General features: G+C 60.7%; 17 protein-coding genes. 7 read left to right on the top strand and 10 right to left on the bottom strand.

Translation table 11 applies throughout. The annotated features are described in order from the left end of the window. The first annotated feature begins 509 nt into the window (after positions 1–509). Positions 510–1,007, top strand: coding sequence for a 3D domain-containing protein (locus MPN23_RS14470; RefSeq protein WP_243544912.1), 498 nt, complete (start codon positions 510–512; stop codon positions 1,005–1,007). Between the two features lie 84 nt (positions 1,008–1,091). On the opposite strand, the gene MPN23_RS14465 is transcribed toward MPN23_RS14470, so the two are convergent. The 3 genes from MPN23_RS14465 to MPN23_RS14455 all read right to left on the bottom strand — a co-directional run bounded on the left by MPN23_RS14465 (position 1,092) and on the right by MPN23_RS14455 (position 2,939). Continuing rightward, on the bottom strand, positions 1,092–1,895 hold the full coding sequence (locus tag MPN23_RS14465) for a nitroreductase family protein (RefSeq protein ID WP_243544911.1): 804 nt from the start codon (positions 1,893–1,895) through the stop codon (positions 1,092–1,094). Between the two features lie 62 nt (positions 1,896–1,957). Beyond that, complete coding sequence (locus tag MPN23_RS14460) at positions 1,958–2,515, bottom strand: hypothetical protein (RefSeq protein ID WP_243544910.1); 558 nt, start codon at positions 2,513–2,515, stop codon at positions 1,958–1,960. Between the two features lie 10 nt (positions 2,516–2,525). Then, positions 2,526–2,939, bottom strand: coding sequence for a hypothetical protein (locus MPN23_RS14455; protein WP_243544909.1), 414 nt, complete (start codon positions 2,937–2,939; stop codon positions 2,526–2,528). A gap of 118 nt (positions 2,940–3,057) precedes the next feature. Here MPN23_RS14455 and MPN23_RS14450 point away from each other — a divergent pair, with 118 nt between their 5' ends. From MPN23_RS14450 to MPN23_RS14435, 4 genes are all read left to right on the top strand, one after another. Then, a complete protein-coding gene (locus MPN23_RS14450; protein WP_243544908.1) occupies positions 3,058–3,516 on the top strand; it encodes a hypothetical protein in 459 nt (152 codons plus the stop codon). Positions 3,517–3,602: 86 nt separating this feature from the next. After that, positions 3,603–4,382 carry a GGDEF domain-containing protein gene (locus MPN23_RS14445; RefSeq protein ID WP_243544907.1) on the top strand — a complete coding sequence of 260 codons (780 nt, stop codon included), beginning with the start codon at positions 3,603–3,605 and terminating at the stop codon, positions 4,380–4,382. Next, positions 4,379–7,495 carry a sensor domain-containing diguanylate cyclase gene (locus tag MPN23_RS14440; protein ID WP_243544906.1) on the top strand — a complete coding sequence of 1,039 codons (3,117 nt, stop codon included), beginning with the start codon at positions 4,379–4,381 and terminating at the stop codon, positions 7,493–7,495. Before MPN23_RS14445 ends, MPN23_RS14440 begins: the two co-directional genes overlap by 4 nt. Positions 7,496–7,584: 89 nt before the next feature. Continuing rightward, positions 7,585–10,083 (top strand): EAL domain-containing protein, encoded by a 2,499-nt coding sequence (locus MPN23_RS14435; protein ID WP_243544905.1) that lies wholly within the window; start codon positions 7,585–7,587, stop codon positions 10,081–10,083. Here the strand turns inward: MPN23_RS14435 and MPN23_RS14430 are convergent. Then, the gene (locus MPN23_RS14430; protein ID WP_243544904.1) at positions 10,080–10,580 is read right to left on the bottom strand and encodes a thermonuclease family protein; all 501 of its coding nucleotides are present in this window, start codon (positions 10,578–10,580) and stop codon (positions 10,080–10,082) included. The genes MPN23_RS14435 and MPN23_RS14430 overlap by 4 nt on opposite strands. Before the next feature lie 56 nt (positions 10,581–10,636). Here MPN23_RS14430 and MPN23_RS14425 point away from each other — a divergent pair, with 56 nt between their 5' ends. Further along, positions 10,637–11,476: an MBL fold metallo-hydrolase gene (locus MPN23_RS14425; protein WP_243544903.1), complete on the top strand. Its 840-nt coding sequence runs from the start codon at positions 10,637–10,639 to the stop codon at positions 11,474–11,476. Positions 11,477–11,556: 80 nt separating this feature from the next. Here the strand turns inward: MPN23_RS14425 and MPN23_RS14420 are convergent, their stop codons facing one another. From MPN23_RS14420 to MPN23_RS14400, 5 genes are all read right to left on the bottom strand, one after another. After that, on the bottom strand, positions 11,557–12,993 hold the full coding sequence (locus MPN23_RS14420) for a HoxN/HupN/NixA family nickel/cobalt transporter (protein ID WP_243544902.1): 1,437 nt from the start codon (positions 12,991–12,993) through the stop codon (positions 11,557–11,559). A gap of 58 nt (positions 12,994–13,051) precedes the next feature. After that, positions 13,052–15,043, bottom strand: a complete 1,992-nt coding sequence (locus MPN23_RS14415; protein WP_243544901.1) for a monovalent cation:proton antiporter family protein — start codon at positions 15,041–15,043, stop codon at positions 13,052–13,054. Positions 15,044–15,228: 185 nt separating this feature from the next. Next, positions 15,229–15,894, bottom strand: coding sequence for a (d)CMP kinase (gene cmk / locus MPN23_RS14410; protein WP_243544900.1), 666 nt, complete (start codon positions 15,892–15,894; stop codon positions 15,229–15,231). After that, positions 15,887–16,984 carry a histidinol-phosphate transaminase gene (gene hisC / locus MPN23_RS14405; RefSeq protein WP_243544899.1) on the bottom strand — a complete coding sequence of 366 codons (1,098 nt, stop codon included), beginning with the start codon at positions 16,982–16,984 and terminating at the stop codon, positions 15,887–15,889. The genes cmk and hisC overlap by 8 nt, the downstream gene beginning before the upstream one ends. 92 nt (positions 16,985–17,076) lie before the next feature. Beyond that, a complete protein-coding gene (locus MPN23_RS14400) occupies positions 17,077–17,517 on the bottom strand; it encodes a universal stress protein (RefSeq protein WP_243544898.1) in 441 nt (146 codons plus the stop codon). Between the two features lie 311 nt (positions 17,518–17,828). On the opposite strand from MPN23_RS14400, the gene MPN23_RS14395 reads away from it, so the two are divergent. Beyond that, positions 17,829–18,287, top strand: coding sequence for a flagellar assembly protein FliX (locus MPN23_RS14395; RefSeq protein WP_243544897.1), 459 nt, complete (start codon positions 17,829–17,831; stop codon positions 18,285–18,287). A gap of 387 nt (positions 18,288–18,674) precedes the next feature. Here MPN23_RS14395 and MPN23_RS14390 read toward each other — a convergent pair whose 3' ends face one another. Then, positions 18,675–19,310, bottom strand: coding sequence for a VOC family protein (locus MPN23_RS14390; RefSeq protein ID WP_243544896.1), 636 nt, complete (start codon positions 19,308–19,310; stop codon positions 18,675–18,677). Positions 19,311–19,368: the final 58 nt, after the last annotated feature.

The following is a 19,368-nucleotide window of genomic DNA, read 5'->3' as shown; positions in this document are numbered from 1 at the left end:
CATGAAAACCGATATAATGGATTCATATGTCGTTTTTTCGAAAAGACTGTAACAGATACACGAAAAACGTTTTCCGCAAGGCTGCAAGAAAAAAAAGGCAGGGATTTCAGCCGGAAGGCACAGGGCATCAGGATGGCGTCGTCCCGCCCGGCCGGCAGAACACGTAACAACGTCACTACCGTAATCCCCCGGCGGCTGCAGGCCGGACATGGGCGACGCCGAAACCAATCAAGACACACCACTGCATCCATGTCAATCTATATTTAATAATATATTTTAATATAGACAGAATCCACAATTTTTTTCCCTGTTTTTCCAAAGTCTGAAAAATCGGCCAGCTACAAAACGGATGCAATCGGTTCCTGACGCGAAATGAAAGGCAAAAGAACCATTTTTGCGGCAGGTTGACAGGATGAACGCAGTTTCTGCGGCTTCGACGGTATAGACGTTGACAAGCCGGGAAACGGTCATTATATGCCATCCTCCACGAAATGGAGGTATCGATAACCATGCGATTCATTATCAACCACGTCGGCGTGCCTTTTTTGTGCGCGATCATTTTCGTGCTGGGCTGCGTGGTGGTTGTCAAGCAACAGGAAATAGAAGGGCTGAAACACAAGCTGGCCCTGGCCGAACAGACGGCCGAAGCCAGAAAGGCCCTTGTCGAGGAAGCGCGCCTGCTCCAGCAGGCCGTGGCCAGCAACTCCGCGGTGAAAAAAGTGACGGTCACCGCATACAATCCCACCACCGGACAATGTGACGAAGATCCACTGGTCGCGGCCAGCATGCGGAAGGTCCGCACCGGAACCGTGGCCGTATCCCGTGACCTGTTCGATCAGGGATGGGTGTTCGGCAAGAAAATCCGCATCGAGGGACTCGGCATTTTCGAGATCAACGATCTCATGAACAAGCGGTTCACGAACCGCATCGACATATTCATGTGGGACGAAGGACAGGCCCGGCAATTCGGCAAACGGATTTCCAAGGCCGCCCTGCTCGAAATCTAGCTTTTCAGCCCCGCAGGAAGACAAAAGGCGCGATCCCGAGGGATCGCGCCTTTTTTTTTTTTTCCGAAACAAACGGTTGCGGTACTAGTCCAGCCAGCGGATTTCCGCAGGTCTGCGCCGGGGTATGCGGCGGTACCTGAACTTCGGAAAGCCGAGCATCAGGGCCGCGTAAATGCCATGCCCCTCGGGAACCCCGAGCAACTCGCGGATGGGGGTATACCCTTCGGCGGCCTCCATGAGAAATCCGGCCCAGCACGCGCCCACGCCGTGGGCATGCGCGGCCAGCTCCATGTAGGCCGCAGCCAGGGAACAGTCCTCGGCCGGGTTCAGGCCGTCCTCGGGCGCATGCACGATGGCCACATGCGGCGCACCGCGCAGAATCTTGTCCCTGCCCGCGTTCCAGTTCTTGATCACGCCCGGAAACACGTTGTTCAGGGCCATGAATTCCACGGTCAGCTCGGCAAGCCGACGCGTGGTTTCGCGGGAACGGGTGATGATCCAGCGCGCAGGCTGGCCGTTATGGGCGCTGGGAGCGAACCTCGCCACGTTGATGAGATGCTCCACCATATCCTGAGGGAGCGGATCGGACTTGTAGGTACGGATGGATCGACGGCTGCGAAGAAACCGCTCGGCCTCGTCCGGGTCGATGCGCGCCGAGGCGGGCCACGGTTCGCAATCGTCCGGCAACAGGGCCGGAGTCACGGGCATTTCCGGCAGGCTCAGGGCCTGCACCGGGCACACGGCCACGCAATGCCCGCAGGCAATGCAGGTCTTGCGCGCGGCCGGACGCAATTTCGGAAAGCCGTCCCGGCCGTCCACGATCAGGTCAAAGGGACACTCGTCGCGGCAGGAGCCGCATTTTTTGCATACTTCAGTGTTCACGAACATGGCGGACCCTCTACAACGGGTCGGGCCGGGACGCAACCCGTGCAACATGTTTCACGAGGGCATCACCGAACCCCGCAGCAGCGGGACGCGACCATGGGCACGGCCTGTTCCGCAATGCCCTTGAGAGCTTCGGCCAGCACGTTCTCGCGAGGAGAGATGCCCGGGACCACCGCGCTCTCCACTTCGCTGACATATTTTTCCGCATGCACTTCCGCGCCCTTCTGCACCACGATGCGCGCAGTCACCCGCGCGGCATAGGAAGCGGTTCCCGAAGGCCACAGCCGCACATCCAGCACCTCGCCCGTTACCAGAGCGCCCTTGCCCGGCACAGCGGTCACGGCGCGGTATTTGGCATTGCACCCGGCTGCGGACAACTCCTCGAACACGGCCCAGCTCACCCATTCGGCAACATCGGACGCGGGCATGATCGCCGCTCCGGAGTCATCGCGTCCAAGCACGGTTGAAGCCCGCTTGTCCGCAAACTTGAGCACGACCACGTCGCCATCGCAGGAGGCCAGATTTCCGGAAACGACATAGCGCAGGGGAACGCCCCCGGTAGAGGCGCATCCTGCGGTGAACAGCAACAGAAAGAAAAGAAGCAAAAGCAGAAAACGAGGCATGAATTCTCCATCAGATGGTTTCTTCGGTTTGCGTCTCGCCGGATTCCGGGACAGCATCCGGACGCAATTTTTCATCAACTTCACGCTCCAGCCGATCCAGAATGCGACGGGTCAGGTCGAGCATCTTTTCCATGTTTTCCCGGGCAAACTCGCGGGCGGCCTCGTCAAGGTTCCTGTCCGGCGACCTGCCCGCGGACTCGCCGGGGATCGGTTCCGACGTCAGGGCCTTTTCCAGAGCTTCCCGAAGCCCGGCGACTTCCCGGGTCAGTTTTGCCATGTCCGCCCGATTTCCGGTCTCCAGGGCATCCAGACGCTTTTCCAGCCGGTCCATGCGCTGATCGACCGCAGCGGAATCACTGCGCGGGGAACACGCTGTCAGGCCCAATCCGGCCAAAAGCAGGAAAACCAGAATGATTCTTTGCATGACGCCTCCTTGTCAACAGAAACTACCACAAGGAGACCCTCCCCGACCACCCCGGGCCTCGGCCCCGGTCTTGCATTCAGCGGCAAAGCCCGTACAATGCCCACCCACGGAGGAATACATGCGAACAAGAGCTCTGTCCCTGATCCTGGCCGTTCTGGCCGTCGCCCTCCCGGCACTGGCCGGGGAATTCGCTGCCAGCCGCCCGCCCGCAGATTTTCGCGGCATGGTCTGGGGAACCCGCCTTCAGGACATCCCGGACATGGTCCCGGTCCCGGATCGATCCTACAGGAACACCTATTTTCGCAGGGAAGAGCCCCTGACCTTCGGCGAGGCGGACCTCATGTCCGTTGCCTACTATTTCCGCAAGGATCGACTCTACAGGGTTGGCGTTGCCTTCAAGGGCGAGGCCAATCATTTCCTGATCCGCGAACGGCTCATGATGCGCTTCGGCCCGGGCCGCAGAGTAGGCAGCCGCTACGGCTGGATGTGGCCGGATTTTTCCGTGGAGGTCCGCTACGACCGCGACACCGACATCGGCGGCCTGTATTATACATTTGAAGGAAAGCTGCCGGAATAACTTCGCACCTCTGGATTTTTGACCGGAAAATCCCTACATTGAGGTCAAAGGCCCACCTCGGGCGCAACCTCAACCCGGTGTAATGCATGGGCAGCGACCAATATCCCGGACCAGGGCACCGCAGCCGCTACAAGCTCTACTACCTCCTGTCCCTTGCCGGACTGGTTGCGGTTCTGGTTGCCAATTTCGGCATCAGCTACGACCTGCTCGTTTCGCCGGGCAATGCGCCGGACGTCTCCCTGAAACTCCTCTACCTGATCATGGTCGGCGGGCTTTTCCTCCTGCTCTCCCAGGCCCTTCTCCTCTTCAAGCGCATTCTCCCCCTGCTCGGGCAGGAACGGGAACAGGCCCGGAGACTCGGCAAGCAGCTCAAGGAACTGGCCGTGCTCGATCCGGTCACCCGGGTCTACAACCGGCAGATGTTCGACACGATCATCCACCGCGAAATCGAAGCCGTGCGCCGATACGGCACCCCGCTCTCGGCCATCATGTTCGATGTGGACGACTTTCGCGCCATCAACGACAAACACGGCTACGGCACCGGGGACAAGCTTCTGGCCAATCTGGCCCGGAACGTGAGCCGCCGCATCCGGGGCACGGACTTCCTGTTCCGCTGGCGTGGAGGCAAGTTCATTGTTCTGGCCACGCACACCGAGACGGACAAGGCTGCGGCTCTGGGGGAAAAGATCCGGGGATTCATCGACCACAAGCTTTTCGGCGGATCAATCCACATGACCGTCAGCGTCGGCGTGACCCGAATCTCTCCGGACGACACCATGGAAGATTTTCTGGCACGCATTCAGGGTGCGCTCGTCCGCGCCAAGAAGCAGGGCAAGAACACCGTGGTCACGGCGAGGGAAACATGACGGTCCCCCATCAGAACCACCCCCCGGAAAGACAGGGGCACTTCTCCCCCACGCTCCGCCAGTTCATTCTGCTATTCGCTCCCATTGCCGTGGCCATCGCCATCGTCTCCACATGGTTCGTCATTTCCCGAAATCAGATTCACACGACCCGCATACAGGACCGTCAGGACGCGCTCGTCGCCCTGGAAAGCCAGACCGTGGCCCGGGAAATCGCCAGCCTGAGTGCAGACATCCGCTTTCTGGCTCGGCTCACGGCCCGGCAACTGGAAGACGCCCCGGACAATCCCTCGGCCCTGCGCGTGCTTTCCGGCGATTTCGCGGATTTCGCCCGCAGCAACATCTCCTATTTCCAGATACGTTTTCTCAGCCCGCAGGGCATGGAACGGGTACGCATCAACCGCACGTTCGCCGGTCCCGTGGTCGTGCCCGAGGCCTTTCTTCAGGAAAAGACATCGCGATACTATTTCCGGGAAGCTCTGGCCCTGTCCCGAGGAGAAGTCCACATCTCCCGGTTCGACCTGAACATCGAACACGGAGAAGTCGAACTGCCGTTTCGCCCCACGCTCCGGTTCTCCTCGCCCGTGCTTTCCCGCTCCGACAGGAAGCTGGGCGTGGTCGTGCTCAACTTCGATGGCGGCCGACTTCTGGAACTGCTCCGACAGCAGGCCGCAGGGACCGAAGGCGCGGTCATGCTCCTGAGCCGCTCCGGACACTGGATGCTTGCTCCGCAGCCCGACATGGAATGGGGGCATGTGATCGAGGAACGCAAGCACATGAGCATGCCCGAACTGTTCCCCGAGGCATGGGAATTCATCAAGTCCCGCAACAACGGGCACATTTTCACGAAATCCGGCCTGTTTTCCTTCAATACCCTGAGAGTGGACCCGAACCAGAGCCCCGAACTCATTCCCAGAAACAGGGAAAACAATACCACGATCTGGAAGATCGTAACCCAGGTTCGCCCGGATGACCTCTCCCTGCCCTGGATTCCCCTGTATGCGGCCCTGACCGGCCTGTTCACCATGCTGCTGGCTGCGGGAAGCTGGTTCGCGGCGGAATACCGCATCAGGCAACGCCAGGTGGAAGCACAGCTCCGGGAAAACGAGGAACGCACGCTGGCCATCAGCCAATCGGCTCAGGACGCCATTGTCATGGTGGATGACGAAGACCGCATCATCTATTGGAATCCGGCTGCGGAACGGCTTCTGGGCTACACCTCGGACGAGATCATGGGACAGGAGATGCACCCTCTGCTCGCATCCGAAGCGGACAGCGGCTCGGCTTCCACAGGCTTTCGCGAATTCCGCAGGCAGGGCAGGGGCAAGGTCCTCGGTCACACTCTGGAGGTTTCGGCCAAGCGCAAGTCCGGCGGCTACGTTCCAGTGGAACTCGCGATCTCCGCCTTTCATCTCAAGGACCGCTGGTATGCTGTCGGCTCCATGCGGAACATGACCCGACGCAAGGAGGATGAAGCCAAACTCCGACGCAGCGAGGAAACCGCGCGCGCCCTGCTTGACGCGCTGGATGAAAGCGCGTTTCTGCTCGATCTCAACGGCATCGCGGTCTCGGCCAACGAAGCCGGTGCCAGACTTCTCAACCTGACACCGACCGCGATCATCGGCTCGAACGTCTTCGAACTTCTGCCCAGGGATGTGGCGGAACGGCAGCGCCGGACAATGGCCGAAGTGCTGCGGACGACAAGACCGATCCAGAGCGAGGAAACCATCAATCGACGCATCATGCTGATCAACACGCACCCGGCCAAGGGATCGGACGGCAAGGCAGACCGGGTTGCTGTCATCCTGCGCGACGTCACGGCCCAGCGAAAGGCCGAGGCCGCGCTGCGCCAATCCGAACAGCGCTTCCGCGACGTAAGCCAGTCCGTGGGCGAATTCATATGGGAAACCAATGCGGACGGTCGATTCACCTTCATCACGAGCGATGTGGAGGGCGTACTTGCCTACTCCCCTTCGGAAATCACCGGCCACTATCCCGAGGAATTCATGCCCAAGGCGGATGTCGAGGATTTCGCCCGCTGGCGCGACGATGCGGTTGCAGCGCGGGATGAGTTCTCCAACATCGAAACCCGCTTCGTGACCAAGGGCGGAGAAATCATCTGGCTGCAACTCAGCGGCGTGCCCTATTTCGACGAGGACGGCAAATTCAGCGGATACCGGGGTGCAGGCATGAACATCACGGACCGCAAACGCATCGAATCCACGGTCAAGGCCAGCGAGCGCAAGCTGCGGGCTCTGGCGGAGTCCGCGTACGATGCCATCGTGATGATCGACTTCAACGGACGAATTTCCTTCTGGAACCATGCTGCGGAAAAGCTGTTCGGCTACACCGAGCAGCAGGCTCTGGGGCAGGAAGTCCACGACCTCGTGGCCCCGGAGCAGGACCGGAACGTGGCCAAGCGGGGCATGTTCCAGTTCGCCATCACTGGCAAGGGATCCGTCATCGGCAACATTCAGGAGGTCACGGGCAGACGCAAGGACGGGTCCACATTCCCGGCCGAACGGTCGGTTTCCGCATTCCGTCTGAGCGGACAATGGTATGCCGTGGCCACGATCCGCGACATCACCGACCGCAAGCAGACCGAAGCCCGGTTGCGCGAGCTGGCAACCACGGACAGCCTGACCAACCTGTTCAACCGCAGACGCTTCATGGAACTGGCCCAACGGGAATTCGGCAGTTCCCTCCGCTACGGACGCTCCCTGTCCCTGTTCATGATGGACATCGACCACTTCAAGAAGGTCAACGATACGTACGGTCACGACGTGGGCGATGAAGTGCTCCGCGGACTGGCGGCCACCTCCGCGCAATCCCTGCGCAAAGCCGACGTGCTCGGCAGGCTGGGCGGCGAGGAATTCGCCGTGCTTCTGCCGGAAACCGGGATGAATAGCGCCATGGAAGTGGCCGAACGCCTGCGCATCGCCGTGGAAAACAGTTCCATTGCCACGCAGTCCGGTGACATCTCCATTACCGTGAGCATCGGTGTGGCCACCCTGAACCAGGAAGTTTCCAGCGTGGAGATTCTGCTCAAGAATGCGGACATAGCCCTGTATCAGGCCAAGCAGACCGGTCGAAACAAGGTCGTTTCGCAGGATTGACGCTTCGATTCGACCTGACCCTTTCTTTTTCTTCGGCCTTATCGTATTCCTGATACCGAGGAACGTCTTTAACGGAGCGCTGCCGAATCATGCCGAATTCCCGATTTCCCACTCTTGTCCGGCTCACCCCGCTACGCATCCTCATGCCCTCCATCCTTGTCCTGAGCATCTTTGCCGCTGCCGTGTTTCTGATCTTTCTCCCGGCGCTGGAACACAGCTACCGCCACCATCGCAAATACGTGGCCCGGGATTTCGTCAACGTGGCCGTGGGAATGCTGGAACGCTTCAAGCTGGAAGCCGATCTCGGCCGCATTTCCGAATCCCGGGCCAAACATCTGGGCGAGGAACAGCTCCGCGCCATGCGCTACGGGGATGAACGCAAGGACTACATCTGGATAAACGACCTGAACTCCGTGATGGTCATGCACCCATACCGCTCGGACCTGGAAGGCAAGGACCTTTCCGACTACACCGACTCCACAGGCAAGGCCATTTTCAACGAGTTCATCAGCACGGCGCTCCAGGGTGGCGGTTTCGTGCAATACTACTGGCAATTCAAGGACAAGCCCGGAGCCGAAAGCCGCAAGACCTCGTACGTGCGTCTCTACGAACCATGGGGCTGGGTCGTGGGGTCCGGCGTCTACATGGCCGACGTGCAGGCCCAGATCAACCAGTTCCGCAACCGGACCTTTGCCGGATTCGGACTCCTGCTTCTGATCGTCTTTCTCCTTCAGGCCTACATCCTGCGGCAGGCGGCACTGAGCGAACAGCGGGCCCAGCGCATCAAGACACAGCGGGAACGATTGTTTCTCGCTCTCAAGGAAGGCGAGGAGCGGTACAGAACCATTGCGGACTTCGCCTACGACTGGGAAGCATGGGTCGGCCCGGACAAGACCATACTCTACAGCTCCCCGGCCTGCGAACGCATCACGGGCCATCCGCCCGAACGTTTTTTCGAGAATCCGACCCTGATGCGGGATATCGTGATCCCCGAGGACCGCAAGGCGTGGGATACCTATGCCCGGGAAATGGACCGCAGGGAAAGCGGCACACTGGATTTCCGCATCCGGACCAGTCACGGCGAGGAGCGCTGGGTCGGGGCCGTGGCGCGCCGGGTTTCCGGCATCAAGGGCAAGCCGCTGGGCGTGCGCTACAGCTTTCGGGACATCACGGACGGAAAGGCCATGGAGGAACAGCTCCGGCATCAGGCGCTGCACGATCCCCTGACAGCACTGGCAAACCGGACCCTGTGTCTGGACCGCATCGAACAGGCGATGCACCGCGCCAAGCGACGCGAAAGCTATTATTTCGCCGTGGCCTTTCTCGATCTGGACCGTTTCAAGATCATCAATGATTCCCTGGGGCACCGGTTCGGTGATCTGGTGCTCATGGAGACCGGAAACCGCCTGAAGTCCCATGTGCGCAGTCTGGATACGGTGTCGCGATTCGGCGGGGACGAATTCGTGCTGCTTCTGGATGAACTCGCTTCCCCGGGCGAGGCCATCTCCATAGTGAAACGCATACGGCAGAGCCTTTCCCAGCCGTTCCGATTCGGCAACCACGAGGTGCAGACAACCGGCAGCTTCGGCATCGTGCTCAGTCCCACGGGCAGCGACCGGCCCGAGGACGTGCTCCAGCATGCCAACATCGCCATGCACCGGGCCAAGGAAGCCGGACGGAACCACTTCAAGGTCTTCACCACCAGAATGCTCGACCACGCCGTGGACCAGCTGAATCTGGAAAACGACATGCGGCGGGGACTGGCGCACGGCGCGTTCCACGTGCGCTACCAGCCCATCATGGACATCAGCAGCAACCGCGTGCTGGGATTCGAGGCGCTGGCCCGCTGGGACCATCCGACCCGGGGCAGCATCCCGCCCTCGGAATTCATCCCCATGGCCGAGGATTCCGGTCAGATCAGCGATCTGGGCAGATGGGTGCTGCGACAATCCCTCAAGGACCTTGCCGAATGGCGGAAGCAGTCGGACGACACGCACCACCTGTTCGTATCCGTGAACCTTTCCAGCAAGCAATTTGCCCAGCCGGATCTCGACCGGAGCGTGCTGGCCCTGCTCGAGGAATTCGGACTTCCGCCCTCGGCGCTCAAGCTGGAGATCACGGAATCCGCGATCATGGACAACCCCGAGGCCGCGGTGCGCGTGCTCAAACGCCTGCGCTCCGCGGGAATCGGCTTTTCCATCGACGACTTCGGCACCGGGTATTCCTCCCTGAGCCAGCTCCGCCAACTTCCGGTGGATACCCTCAAGGTGGACCGCAGTTTCATCTCCCGCATGAACACGGACCCGGAGAACATGGAAATCGTCAAGGCAGTCATTGCGCTGGCGCACAGTCTCGACCTGAACGTGATCGCCGAAGGCGTGGAGGACAGGGATCAGCTCTGCTCCCTGCTCGATCTGCGCTGCGAAAGCGTACAGGGCTTCTATTTCCACAGGCCCCTGACAAAACAGGATGCCGAGGCGATTCTTTTCGGAAGAAAAGCGGCAGAAGATGCCGCACAGACACAGCAGACCGTTGCAAAAAAGGAATCTCCGCAGGAAGCATCGGATTCCGATCCGATCGAATCCTAACGTTCCTTTTTCCTGTGGTCCTGCCGCCATTGGGCAGGCGTCTGCTTCAGACCGCCCTTGGCCCAGATTCCCTTGCGCATCTTGCGGGCCTGCGCCTCGGCAGCCGAAAATTCTCCGGCCCTGCGCGTGTTCGGTCTGATCGGAACGGCCAAAGCCAGCCCCTCGCGCACCAGCATCCGGTTCAGCAGCCGTTCCCCGCACCAGACATAGGCAAGCAGCCGACCGTACTTGTCGAACCGTTCCCTGTCGAACTCCAGACGGATTTCCCGCCCGAAACAGAAGTTCATGGCAAAGGCCTTGGCTTCCACGCCCCACTCCTGTCCCCATTCCGGTGCATCAATGCCGATCAGCCGGACTTCGCGCGTTCGCTGCTCGAATTCCACGAGAATGGAATCGCCGTCAATGACCGTGAGAAAGGAGGCTTCGGCAGCGAAGGCCGAGGCCGGGGCAAGGAGCAGGCAGAACAGGACCGGGATAAAGACGTTGCGGTTCAGCATGGTATCGCTATATAGCAATTCATGGCGGCGTTCCAGTCCTAACCAGCGGAGAATATATGAAACTTACGGTTCTCATGGAGAACAACACCCTTATCGGCAAATACCTGCGCGGCGAGGCCGCGTTTTCCCTGCTTCTGGAAGACCAGGGGCAACGCATCCTTTTCGACACGGGCTACACGAACACGTTTCTGGAAAACGCGAGCTGCATGGGCATCGACATGCTGCACCTCGACTGGATCGTGCTTTCCCACGGCCACAGCGACCACACGTGGGGACTGGACGGACTGATACGGCAGTACATGGACGCCGTGGTGTTCAAGCGACCCTACTCCCGGCCCCGGCTTCTGGCCCATCCCGGCGTATTCACGCCAAAGGTCGAGCCTCCGCGTCAGGAAATCGGCATGCTCATGGATCAGGAGAAGCTTGACCGCCAGTTTCCCACGACCCTGTCCGACACGCCGTTCGCACTGACCGACAATCTGCATTTTCTCGGAGAAATCCCGCGCATCTTCGACTTCGAACAGGGTGACGCCATCGGCGACCGGCTGGAACCCGATGGTCCGATCCCGGACTACATGCCCGAGGATTCGGGACTGGCTCTGGTCACGGATTCCGGACTGGTGGTCATCTCGGGCTGCGCCCATTCCGGCATCTGCGCCATTGTCGAGCATGCGCGCAAGGTCACGGGCGTGGACTGCGTCCGGTCGGTGTTCGGCGGCTTCCATCTGCTGGACGCGCCCGAGGAACGGCTGGAAAAGACCGCAGACTATTTCGCATCCCTGAATCTGGAGACCCTGTACCCGTGTCACTGCACGGACCTTGCCGCCAAGATCGCGCTGGCCCGCAAAAACCCGGTGCTTGAAGTGGGCGTGGGAATGCAACTGACGTTCGCCTAGCCACCGGCTTTCAACGCAAACGAAAAGTCCCGCACGGATCACCGTGCGGGACTTTCTTCATGCAGCATTGTACCAAAGAATCAGATCGAGGTCAGAAACAGGGCCGCACCGAACAGGGCGATGAACAGGGCGCCGCACACGGACAGGCTGCCATAGGCCCAGTTGAAGGCCTTGCGGTTGCGCCCGGTCATGCGCAAGGTCAGCCCACGCGCCCCCACAGCCAGCCAGGCGAACAGCGTGGTGGTCATGCCCATGCCAAGGGCCATGCACACAATGGCGGCCAGTCCGGCCCAGAAGATGTTCTGGCCGATGGCAAAGGCCAGAATCACGGCCGCGCCCGGGCACGGCACCAGCCCGGTGACAAAGGATACGGTCAGGATGTGCTTCATGTCCGGAGCGCGTCCGGCAAGATCATGGTCCACGGTGCATTTGCCCGAGACCAGTCCACCGCGCCGCAGTTCGCACACGGCCTGAAACGCGAGATAAAGCCCCATGAGCGCAATCAGGCCGAAGCTGGCGGGCTGAAGCGCCCGGCTCGCCTGCTGGAATCCGCCCATGCTCGAACTGAAAAGCAGATAGGCCGCGCCCACGGCCACGGCAGCGGAACTCATGTGCACGAAGGTGATGGCGTTGCCCATGACCGCGCCTGCGGCCAATGACCCGGGACGGCTGAGAAAGTAGGAACACACCACGGTCTTGCCGTGCCCCGGCCCCACGGCATGCACCACGCCGTACACGAAGGACAGGCCCAGAAAAAGCCAGAACGATGCACCGAACGGGTTGCCCTGAATTCCGGAACCGAACTCATTGAGTTGTTTCTTCAGCTCCTTCTGGAAATAGAGCACCCATGCCATGACCCGCTGCACGGGATTGGCTGTCCCCCCGGCCTGCACGGCCGGGACTGGCGACGGCATCCCGGCACCGGCCGCATTTGCGCTCAGGCACACGGCCTCGGGCACGACATAGCCCCAATACGTCTGGTCCTTTGCCAGACGGATGGCATGGGACACCCCTGCCGACCCGTCCGACTCGAACACGATGTTGTCCTTGAGAAGAAGAATGTCCGTGTAATACTCGCTGTCGAACACCGCAAACCGAAAATTCCGCAAATTTTTCAACGGAATATCCAGAGGGACCGTGAAGTCGTAGACCAGCCTCCCCTCTTCCAGACTTGCCGCAAAATCCCGAATCCGGGTCACGGGCGTCCGCTTGCCCGCATTTTCCACAAAGGTGAAGTAGCTGTAGTTGCGCAGATAATCGAACGCGCCGGACTTGACCGCGGCCTGTCCTTCGGGCGTAGCCACTGCCGCAATGGGCAAACCGATGTCGGCCAGAATGGCCTTGGTGAAGAATTCGTCGAACAGCCAGTGCTGGCGCACGCTTTCCAGCTTTCCGTCGGCAACGGAAAACTTCAGGGACGCATCCACGAAGACATGCGGATGCGCACGGGCCACGGATACGATCAGGCCAACCAGCAGAATGCCGAGGATTGCGGAGATGGACAATGTGCGGTTCATGATTCGCCACCATGTAGTGCAGGCCACGTCCAAACGCAAGCGCAGGCAAGCCGCCGGTCTACGCAGGCGCCTCTTCCGGATTGTCCGGAATTCCGGCCACGAACTGTTCGCGGAACGCGGCAAGATGCCCGGGCTCCCCGATCACGGCCACGATGTCCCCGGGCCTGAGCCGGGTGTCGGCTGCCGGGCTGATGCGGATGGCATCATTGCGGATCACGGCCACGACGGACGCGCCGGTCAGGTTGCGTACGCCCACCTCCCGCAGGCTGTGGTCCGCCAGCTTCGAGTCCGGGGGCAGTTCCACCCAGTCCATGTCGAACAGCCGGTTCGAAGGCCGGAGCGTGTGCAGGGATTCCTCGCGACGAGAGTTCTCGTAGACCGGAGCGTAGAGTTCCTCGTGAACCTCGTCCGTGAACCGCATGATCTCGGCGGCGGGCAGCCGGAGCTGCACCAATGTCTGGCGGATGAATTCCAGACTGGCCTCCAGTCCGGGCTCCACCACCACGTTCAATCCGTCCCGGGCAAGATCGGCCATCTGCACCAGTCCGCTGGCCCTGCCAATCACCACGGCGTCCGGCCTCATCTGCCGCACCAGAGCCGTGACCGTACGCACCACGATGAAGCCCGGAGGGGTGACCAGCACCACGCGGGCATGGGGAATGTTCGCGGCCTCAAGCACCACTTCGCTGGTGGCGTCGCCGTAGATCACGGGATGCCCAGCCTTGCGCAGGGACTCGAAATGGCGGAAATTCGCTTCCACAACCACATAGGGACGGCCCAGCCGCTTGAGAATGTCGGCCAGAAACCCGCCTATGCTGTCGCCGCCGATCACCACCACATGGCCACGCATGGCACTCCGGTCCAGATTCACGACATGCAGCTTTTCATGCCGGAAGAACTTCTGACGAATTCGGTACAGCGGAGATATGGCCTTGGCCAGAAGCGGGGTGAGCATCATGCTGACCACGGCTGCGGACAGGATCAGGGAATGTTCGCCCTTGGTCAATGCACCGCAGGCCAGCCCCGCGCCCGCAAGCAGAAAGGAAAGTTCGCCGATCTGGCACATGCTGAGGCCCGTTGCCAGCGGAATGACCCGGCCGTAGCGGAACACGCGGGACAACAGGGCAAAAATCACACCCTTGCCCACCACCACGCAGGCCAGAAGCAGCAACACGGCCTTCCATTCACGGATCAGGATCACGGGATCGAGCAGCATGCCTATGGACGCGAAGAACAGCAGGCCGAAAACGTCGCGCAGAGGCAGGACATTGCTCAGGGTCTGGTGCGCATAGTCGGATTCGCTGAGGATCAGCCCGGCCACGAATGCGCCAAAGGCAAAGGACAGCCCGGCCAGATGCGTGGCATAGCCGATGCCCAGCCCGAGGCCGCAGGTGGCGAGCAGAAAGAGCTCACGCGAGCCGCACCGGGCCACGCGCGCCATGAGCGCGGGAATGACCTTCCTGCCCAGCAGGATCACGGCGGCGAGAAATCCCGCGGCCTTGGCCACGGCAAGTCCCAGCGTGCCCATTTCCGCGCCGATGTTCCCGAGCTTGGGCAGAATGATGAGCAGAGGCACGATGGCCAGGTCCTGAACAATGAGCATGCCGATCATGACCCGGCTGGACAGGGTGCCGAGCAGCCCCCGGCTTTCCAGCGTCTTGAGCACGACCATGGTGCTGGACAGGGACACGATGGCACCCAGCCACAGGGAGGCCTCGCTGCTCCATCCCATGACCTCGCCGATGCCGAACCCCAGCCCGATGCAGGCCAGTATCTGGATGGGTGTGCCCCACAGGGCAATGGGCCGCACCGGCTTGAGCTCGTCCAGCGAAAATTCGATTCCGAGCACGAACAGCAGGAGGGCAACGCCGATTTCCGCCAGCATCTCGATGTCGTGCACGTCCGAGACAGTGACGCCCACGGTATGCGGTCCCACCAGAATGCCGGCCACGATGTACCCCAGCACCAGAGGCTGGCCCAGCCGCCTGGCAATGACGGCGCAGCCCAGCGCCGTGACAATGATGATGATCAGATCGGAAGCTATGCCCATGTTCGACTCGTTACGGTTTGCAAAATCCAGTGAATGCGCGTTTCTCTGCGGAATATGACCGATTCCCGATTCTGGCAACCGGAATCGGCAAGGGCAACCGTTTTCCTCGGATTGCCGAAAAAAGGGGCCGGACATCCCTGTGCCCGGCCCCCGTCTCGCGTGTGCGAAAAATCGGTTCGCCCGGACTACCCCTGTTTCACCCCCTCAAGCAGGGCGGAAAACACCTGCTCCCGATCGAGGTCCGAGGTGTCCACAAGCACCGCGTCCTGCGCGGGCCTGAGCGGAGCCACGGCACGATTGCGGTCCTGATGGTCGCGTCTGGCAATCTGCGCCTTGAGTTCATCGAGATCGGCAGGTCTGCCCATGAGCTGGAGCTGCAACAGGCGGCGTTCGGCGCGCACGTCCACCGAGGCGTCCAGAAAGAACTTGCAGGGCGCCTGCGGAAAGATCACGGTGCCCATGTCCCGGCCCTCGGCCACAAGGGAAAACCGGCTGCCCAGATTCTGCTGGGCGCGCTTCAGAAACGAGCGCACCACCGGACGCGTGGCCACGTTCGAGGCCCACATGCCCACGTCCTCGGTGCGGATTTCATTGCCCAAAGGCGTTCCGTTCAGGGAAAGCACGGTTTCCGGCCCGGTGCCGGACAGGGCGAATTCAAACTCTTCCAGCGCAGCCTCAAGAGACGGATCATCCCATTCCCATGCGCCCTGCCCCAGTTTCCACGCAATGGCGCGGAACATGGCGCCGGTGTCCAGATACGGGATGGCAAGCTCCCCGGCCAGCCGTTTGGCCATGGTGGACTTGCCCACTCCGGCCGGGCCGTCAATGGTCACGATGAGCGGCTCAGCCATTCAGCACCTCGCCCAGCAGCTTCAGGAACTGTTCGTTCTCCCGGTCCGTGCCCACGTTGACCCGGATGTTCTCGCCAAGCCCGAACCCGGCCAGATGCCGCACGATCACTCCGCGTTCCAGCAAAGCCTGAAAGACCTCGCCCGCAGGTCTGGGCGGCTGGAACATGACGAAATTCGCCTGACTGGGCCAGACCCGGCATCCGAGTTCCGGGAGCCGCTTCAGGAACTGCTCGCGACCGTGCATGACCACGGCAAGGGTTTCATTGTAGAAGCTGTCGTCGTTCAGGGCCGCAATGCCCGCGTCCTCGGCCAGCAGGTTCACGGTAAAGGGAATGCGCGCATTGCGCAGCAGCCCGGCCAGATGCGCGGGCAGCACGCCGTAGCCCAGACGCAGACCGGCCAGCCCGTAGGCCTTGGAAAAGGTGCGCAGCACCACGAGGTTGTCGAACTTCTCGAACGCCTGAAGCGGGGTGTAGGATTCCGGCGGCCAGACAAAGTCGATGTACGCCTCGTCCACCACCAGCAGACAGTTTCGGGGCAGAACCCCGGCCAGTACGGTCAGGTCCTCCAGACTCGCGGCCTGGCCCGTGGGATTGTCCGGGCTGGTCACGATGACCATGGCCGTGCGTTCGTCCGCAGCCTCGGCCATCCTGTCCAGCGGCAGACCGTAGTCCTCGTCCCGCTCCACCTCGCGATACTCCAGCCCGTTGAGTCGGGCGCACATGCGGTACATGGCAAAGGCGTGCTCGTAGCACACGATGTTGTCCCCGGGCTGCGCCTTCATGCGCACCAGCATGTCGATGATCTCGTCCGAGCCGTTGCCCACGAGCACGCATTCCTCGGGCACGTCCATATGGCGGGCGATCTCGGCCGTGAGCCTCGGGGAATGATTTTCCGGGTACCGGAACACGCGGGCCGCGTTCCTTTCCACAACCTTGCGCACGATCGGCGAAACACCCAGCGGGTTCTCGTTGCTCGCCAGCTTGATCACGCTGGAAAGCCCGTAGGTCTCCCGAATCCTCTCAATGGTAAGGCCCGGCTTGTACGGATCGAAATCCAGTATTTCCGGACGGACGCTGAACTCTCTCATGTATCCCCCTGACTACCTTGTACAGCCGAAAAAAAGAACGGCCGAAGCCGTTCTTTCTATCGATTTTGCCACGGCCCGTAAAGGGCGGCAGGCTATTCGGGCCGGATGGTCAGCACCGGGCATCTGGAGGACTTGACCACCTTTTCCGCCACCGAGCCGAACAGGATGCGGTCGATGCCCTTGCGGCCATGGGTGCCCATGACGATGAGGTCGCAGCCCTCGGCCTCGGAAATGGCCAGCACCTCTTCGGCCGGATATCCGGTCACCACCTTGCCCTCCACGGCCGGGTCCTTGAAGTTCTCCTTCACGAACGCGCTCATGGTGTCCTCGGCACCGGCCACGATCTCGCCCACGAAATTCTCGATGGAGCTGGGCGGCACGTGAAAGCCTACGTACTGGCTCAAGGAGGGAGCCACATACAGGCAAAGCACCTTTGCCCCTGAGCACTTGGCGAGCATGGATGCATATTCGGCAACGAGCGGGCTGTAATCCGAGAAATCAATTGCGCACAGGATCTTCTTGATGTCTGCCATGTCAGTCTCCTCCTTGGAGTGGATTTTTCACTTCTCCCTGTTCGATTTGCCGATACGGAGAAACACGTTTTCTTCGCCGGGCAGGGGAATTTTTCAAAATAATCATGCCAGAGGTCGGCCCGGATAGACAACCCCTTTTGGATGCATTACATCAAAAATCATGCAGACGCGGTTATTTTTCAGGACACGGCAGTTTTTTCCGGTTCATGCCATTTTGATAACACGCTGACAAACAAGAATAAAATCATATTTGCATCCTTGGCAGGCTTCTTGCTTGAATCAGGCAAACCACAGGATGAGGAGTTGTTGCCATGAAAATCCATCCTGACCAGATCGAGGGAGTTCGCCCGGACAAACAGCAGAAGGCGAACAGGACCAACAAGCCCGGTGAAGGGTTCGGAGATTTGCTGAATCAGGAAGTGGCCAAGGCCAATGGTTCCAACGGAACCCAGAGCGTTGCACCACCCCTGTTCGTCAATCCCCTGCTCGCGCCGCAGGCCGTGTCCGCCACCCGGCCCGTCGCGGATGAACAGGCCACCGTAGGCAAGGTGGAATCCGTCCTCGGCCAATGGGACGACTATGCCGCAAAACTCGGCGGAGGTGCCAGCCTCAAGGAGGCCGATGCCGCCCTGAATCGCATCGAGCAGGAAGTCACGAACCTCAAGCAAGACTCGGAAGAGCTTGCCCCCGGGCTCAAAGCCATTGTCGATGAACTGGATTCCCTGACCGCTGCCGAACGGTTCAAGTTCAACCGCGGAGACTACGTCTAGGCTCCCGGTGGTCCCGACCACATTTCGCCCGGAACGCACCACGCGTTCCGGGCGTTGTCTTTTTTCAGGCCTTCGGCGACCCTCCCGGGGGGCCGGGCTCTGCCCGGACCCGCCAAGGAGCAAGGCCCCTTGGATCCCCATTCTGTCTTGAGAATCGAAAAAGGCCCGGTGAATGCTCTGTCGAGACATTCACCGGGCCTTTCCCAATTCTCAAGACGGGTAGGTCCAAAAGAAAAACTTCTTTTTTCCTTTCGCCTGTTTCCCCCGAGTTTTTTCTTTGATAGCGAAATCTTTTGCCCTTCCGCATCTCCCTACGCCGCCAGACGAACCGGACAAGTTTCCTCATCCCTCTCAGGCGGCGTAGACACAAAAAGCTTTGGGAGATTCTCAAGAACCTTTTCTCGAAAAGGTTCTTGAGTCGCCGAAGGCATCTTCCTGCTGCTTCCGGATCATATCCACGACAGCGCGACCTTCGCCTTCGTAGATGTCGCGTTCGTGTTCCGGGGTGGGACGAGTGACGCGCGGCCAGACTCCGGACTGGGGTTCCGGCCCCTTGCGGGCTTCGGCACAGGGCGAGGCATCGGCCATGGCCGGGGTCTTGCGCAGGTCGATGCCCGGGACTTCGGCGCTGAATTCGATGGGAATGTTGTTGGGATCGAAGGCGTAGATGGAGTGGATGAATCCGTGATCCACGACTTCGGACACCCAGATTCCGGCAGCTTCGAGCCTGTCCTTGAGTTCCCAAAGGTCATCATCCGAGGCCACGCCAAAGGAAACATGGTCAAAGGCATGCGGTCCGTTCACGGGCACGCCGTGATCCTTTTCCGGGATGCGACGCACATCGGGCCATTCGAAAAACGCGATCATGTCGTGTTCCGAAATCCGGAAGAAATAATGACGGTAGCCGGGATGGCCCAGACCGGCTACAAGCCGCATGCCGAGCAGATCGCGCCAGAAGCGGATGGTCGCATCCATGTCCGGGGTGGCCATGGCCAGATGATTGATACCGGTAAACATACCCATTCTACTGTCTCCTTTCCCGCATTTTTCCGGGGGACGCGGTTCGGGGCATGGCGAGTTG

The organism is Pseudodesulfovibrio tunisiensis, from assembly GCF_022809775.1.
GTDB classification, from domain to species: Bacteria; Desulfobacterota; Desulfovibrionia; order Desulfovibrionales; family Desulfovibrionaceae; genus Pseudodesulfovibrio; species Pseudodesulfovibrio tunisiensis.
Note: the sequence above shows the minus strand (reverse complement) of the source record. Positions and strands in the feature narration are given on the sequence as shown.

What these genes read in the sequence shown, in the direction of transcription:
- MPN23_RS14470 (WP_243544912.1), top strand. Translation starts at nt 510, where the DNA reads ATGCGATTCATTATCAACCACGTCGGCGTGCCTTTTTTGTGCGCGATC.
- MPN23_RS14465 (WP_243544911.1), bottom strand. Translation starts at nt 1,895, where the DNA reads ATGTTCGTGAACACTGAAGTATGCAAAAAATGCGGCTCCTGCCGCGAC.
- MPN23_RS14460 (WP_243544910.1), bottom strand. Translation starts at nt 2,515, where the DNA reads ATGCCTCGTTTTCTGCTTTTGCTTCTTTTCTTTCTGTTGCTGTTCACC.
- MPN23_RS14455 (WP_243544909.1), bottom strand. Translation starts at nt 2,939, where the DNA reads ATGCAAAGAATCATTCTGGTTTTCCTGCTTTTGGCCGGATTGGGCCTG.
- MPN23_RS14450 (WP_243544908.1), top strand. Translation starts at nt 3,058, where the DNA reads ATGCGAACAAGAGCTCTGTCCCTGATCCTGGCCGTTCTGGCCGTCGCC.
- MPN23_RS14445 (WP_243544907.1), top strand. Translation starts at nt 3,603, where the DNA reads ATGGGCAGCGACCAATATCCCGGACCAGGGCACCGCAGCCGCTACAAG.
- MPN23_RS14440 (WP_243544906.1), top strand. Translation starts at nt 4,379, where the DNA reads ATGACGGTCCCCCATCAGAACCACCCCCCGGAAAGACAGGGGCACTTC.
- MPN23_RS14435 (WP_243544905.1), top strand. Translation starts at nt 7,585, where the DNA reads ATGCCGAATTCCCGATTTCCCACTCTTGTCCGGCTCACCCCGCTACGC.
- MPN23_RS14430 (WP_243544904.1), bottom strand. Translation starts at nt 10,580, where the DNA reads ATGCTGAACCGCAACGTCTTTATCCCGGTCCTGTTCTGCCTGCTCCTT.
- MPN23_RS14425 (WP_243544903.1), top strand. Translation starts at nt 10,637, where the DNA reads ATGAAACTTACGGTTCTCATGGAGAACAACACCCTTATCGGCAAATAC.
- MPN23_RS14420 (WP_243544902.1), bottom strand. Translation starts at nt 12,993, where the DNA reads ATGAACCGCACATTGTCCATCTCCGCAATCCTCGGCATTCTGCTGGTT.
- MPN23_RS14415 (WP_243544901.1), bottom strand. Translation starts at nt 15,043, where the DNA reads ATGGGCATAGCTTCCGATCTGATCATCATCATTGTCACGGCGCTGGGC.
- cmk (WP_243544900.1), bottom strand. Translation starts at nt 15,894, where the DNA reads ATGGCTGAGCCGCTCATCGTGACCATTGACGGCCCGGCCGGAGTGGGC.
- hisC (WP_243544899.1), bottom strand. Translation starts at nt 16,984, where the DNA reads ATGAGAGAGTTCAGCGTCCGTCCGGAAATACTGGATTTCGATCCGTAC.
- MPN23_RS14400 (WP_243544898.1), bottom strand. Translation starts at nt 17,517, where the DNA reads ATGGCAGACATCAAGAAGATCCTGTGCGCAATTGATTTCTCGGATTAC.
- MPN23_RS14395 (WP_243544897.1), top strand. Translation starts at nt 17,829, where the DNA reads ATGAAAATCCATCCTGACCAGATCGAGGGAGTTCGCCCGGACAAACAG.
- MPN23_RS14390 (WP_243544896.1), bottom strand. Translation starts at nt 19,310, where the DNA reads ATGGGTATGTTTACCGGTATCAATCATCTGGCCATGGCCACCCCGGAC.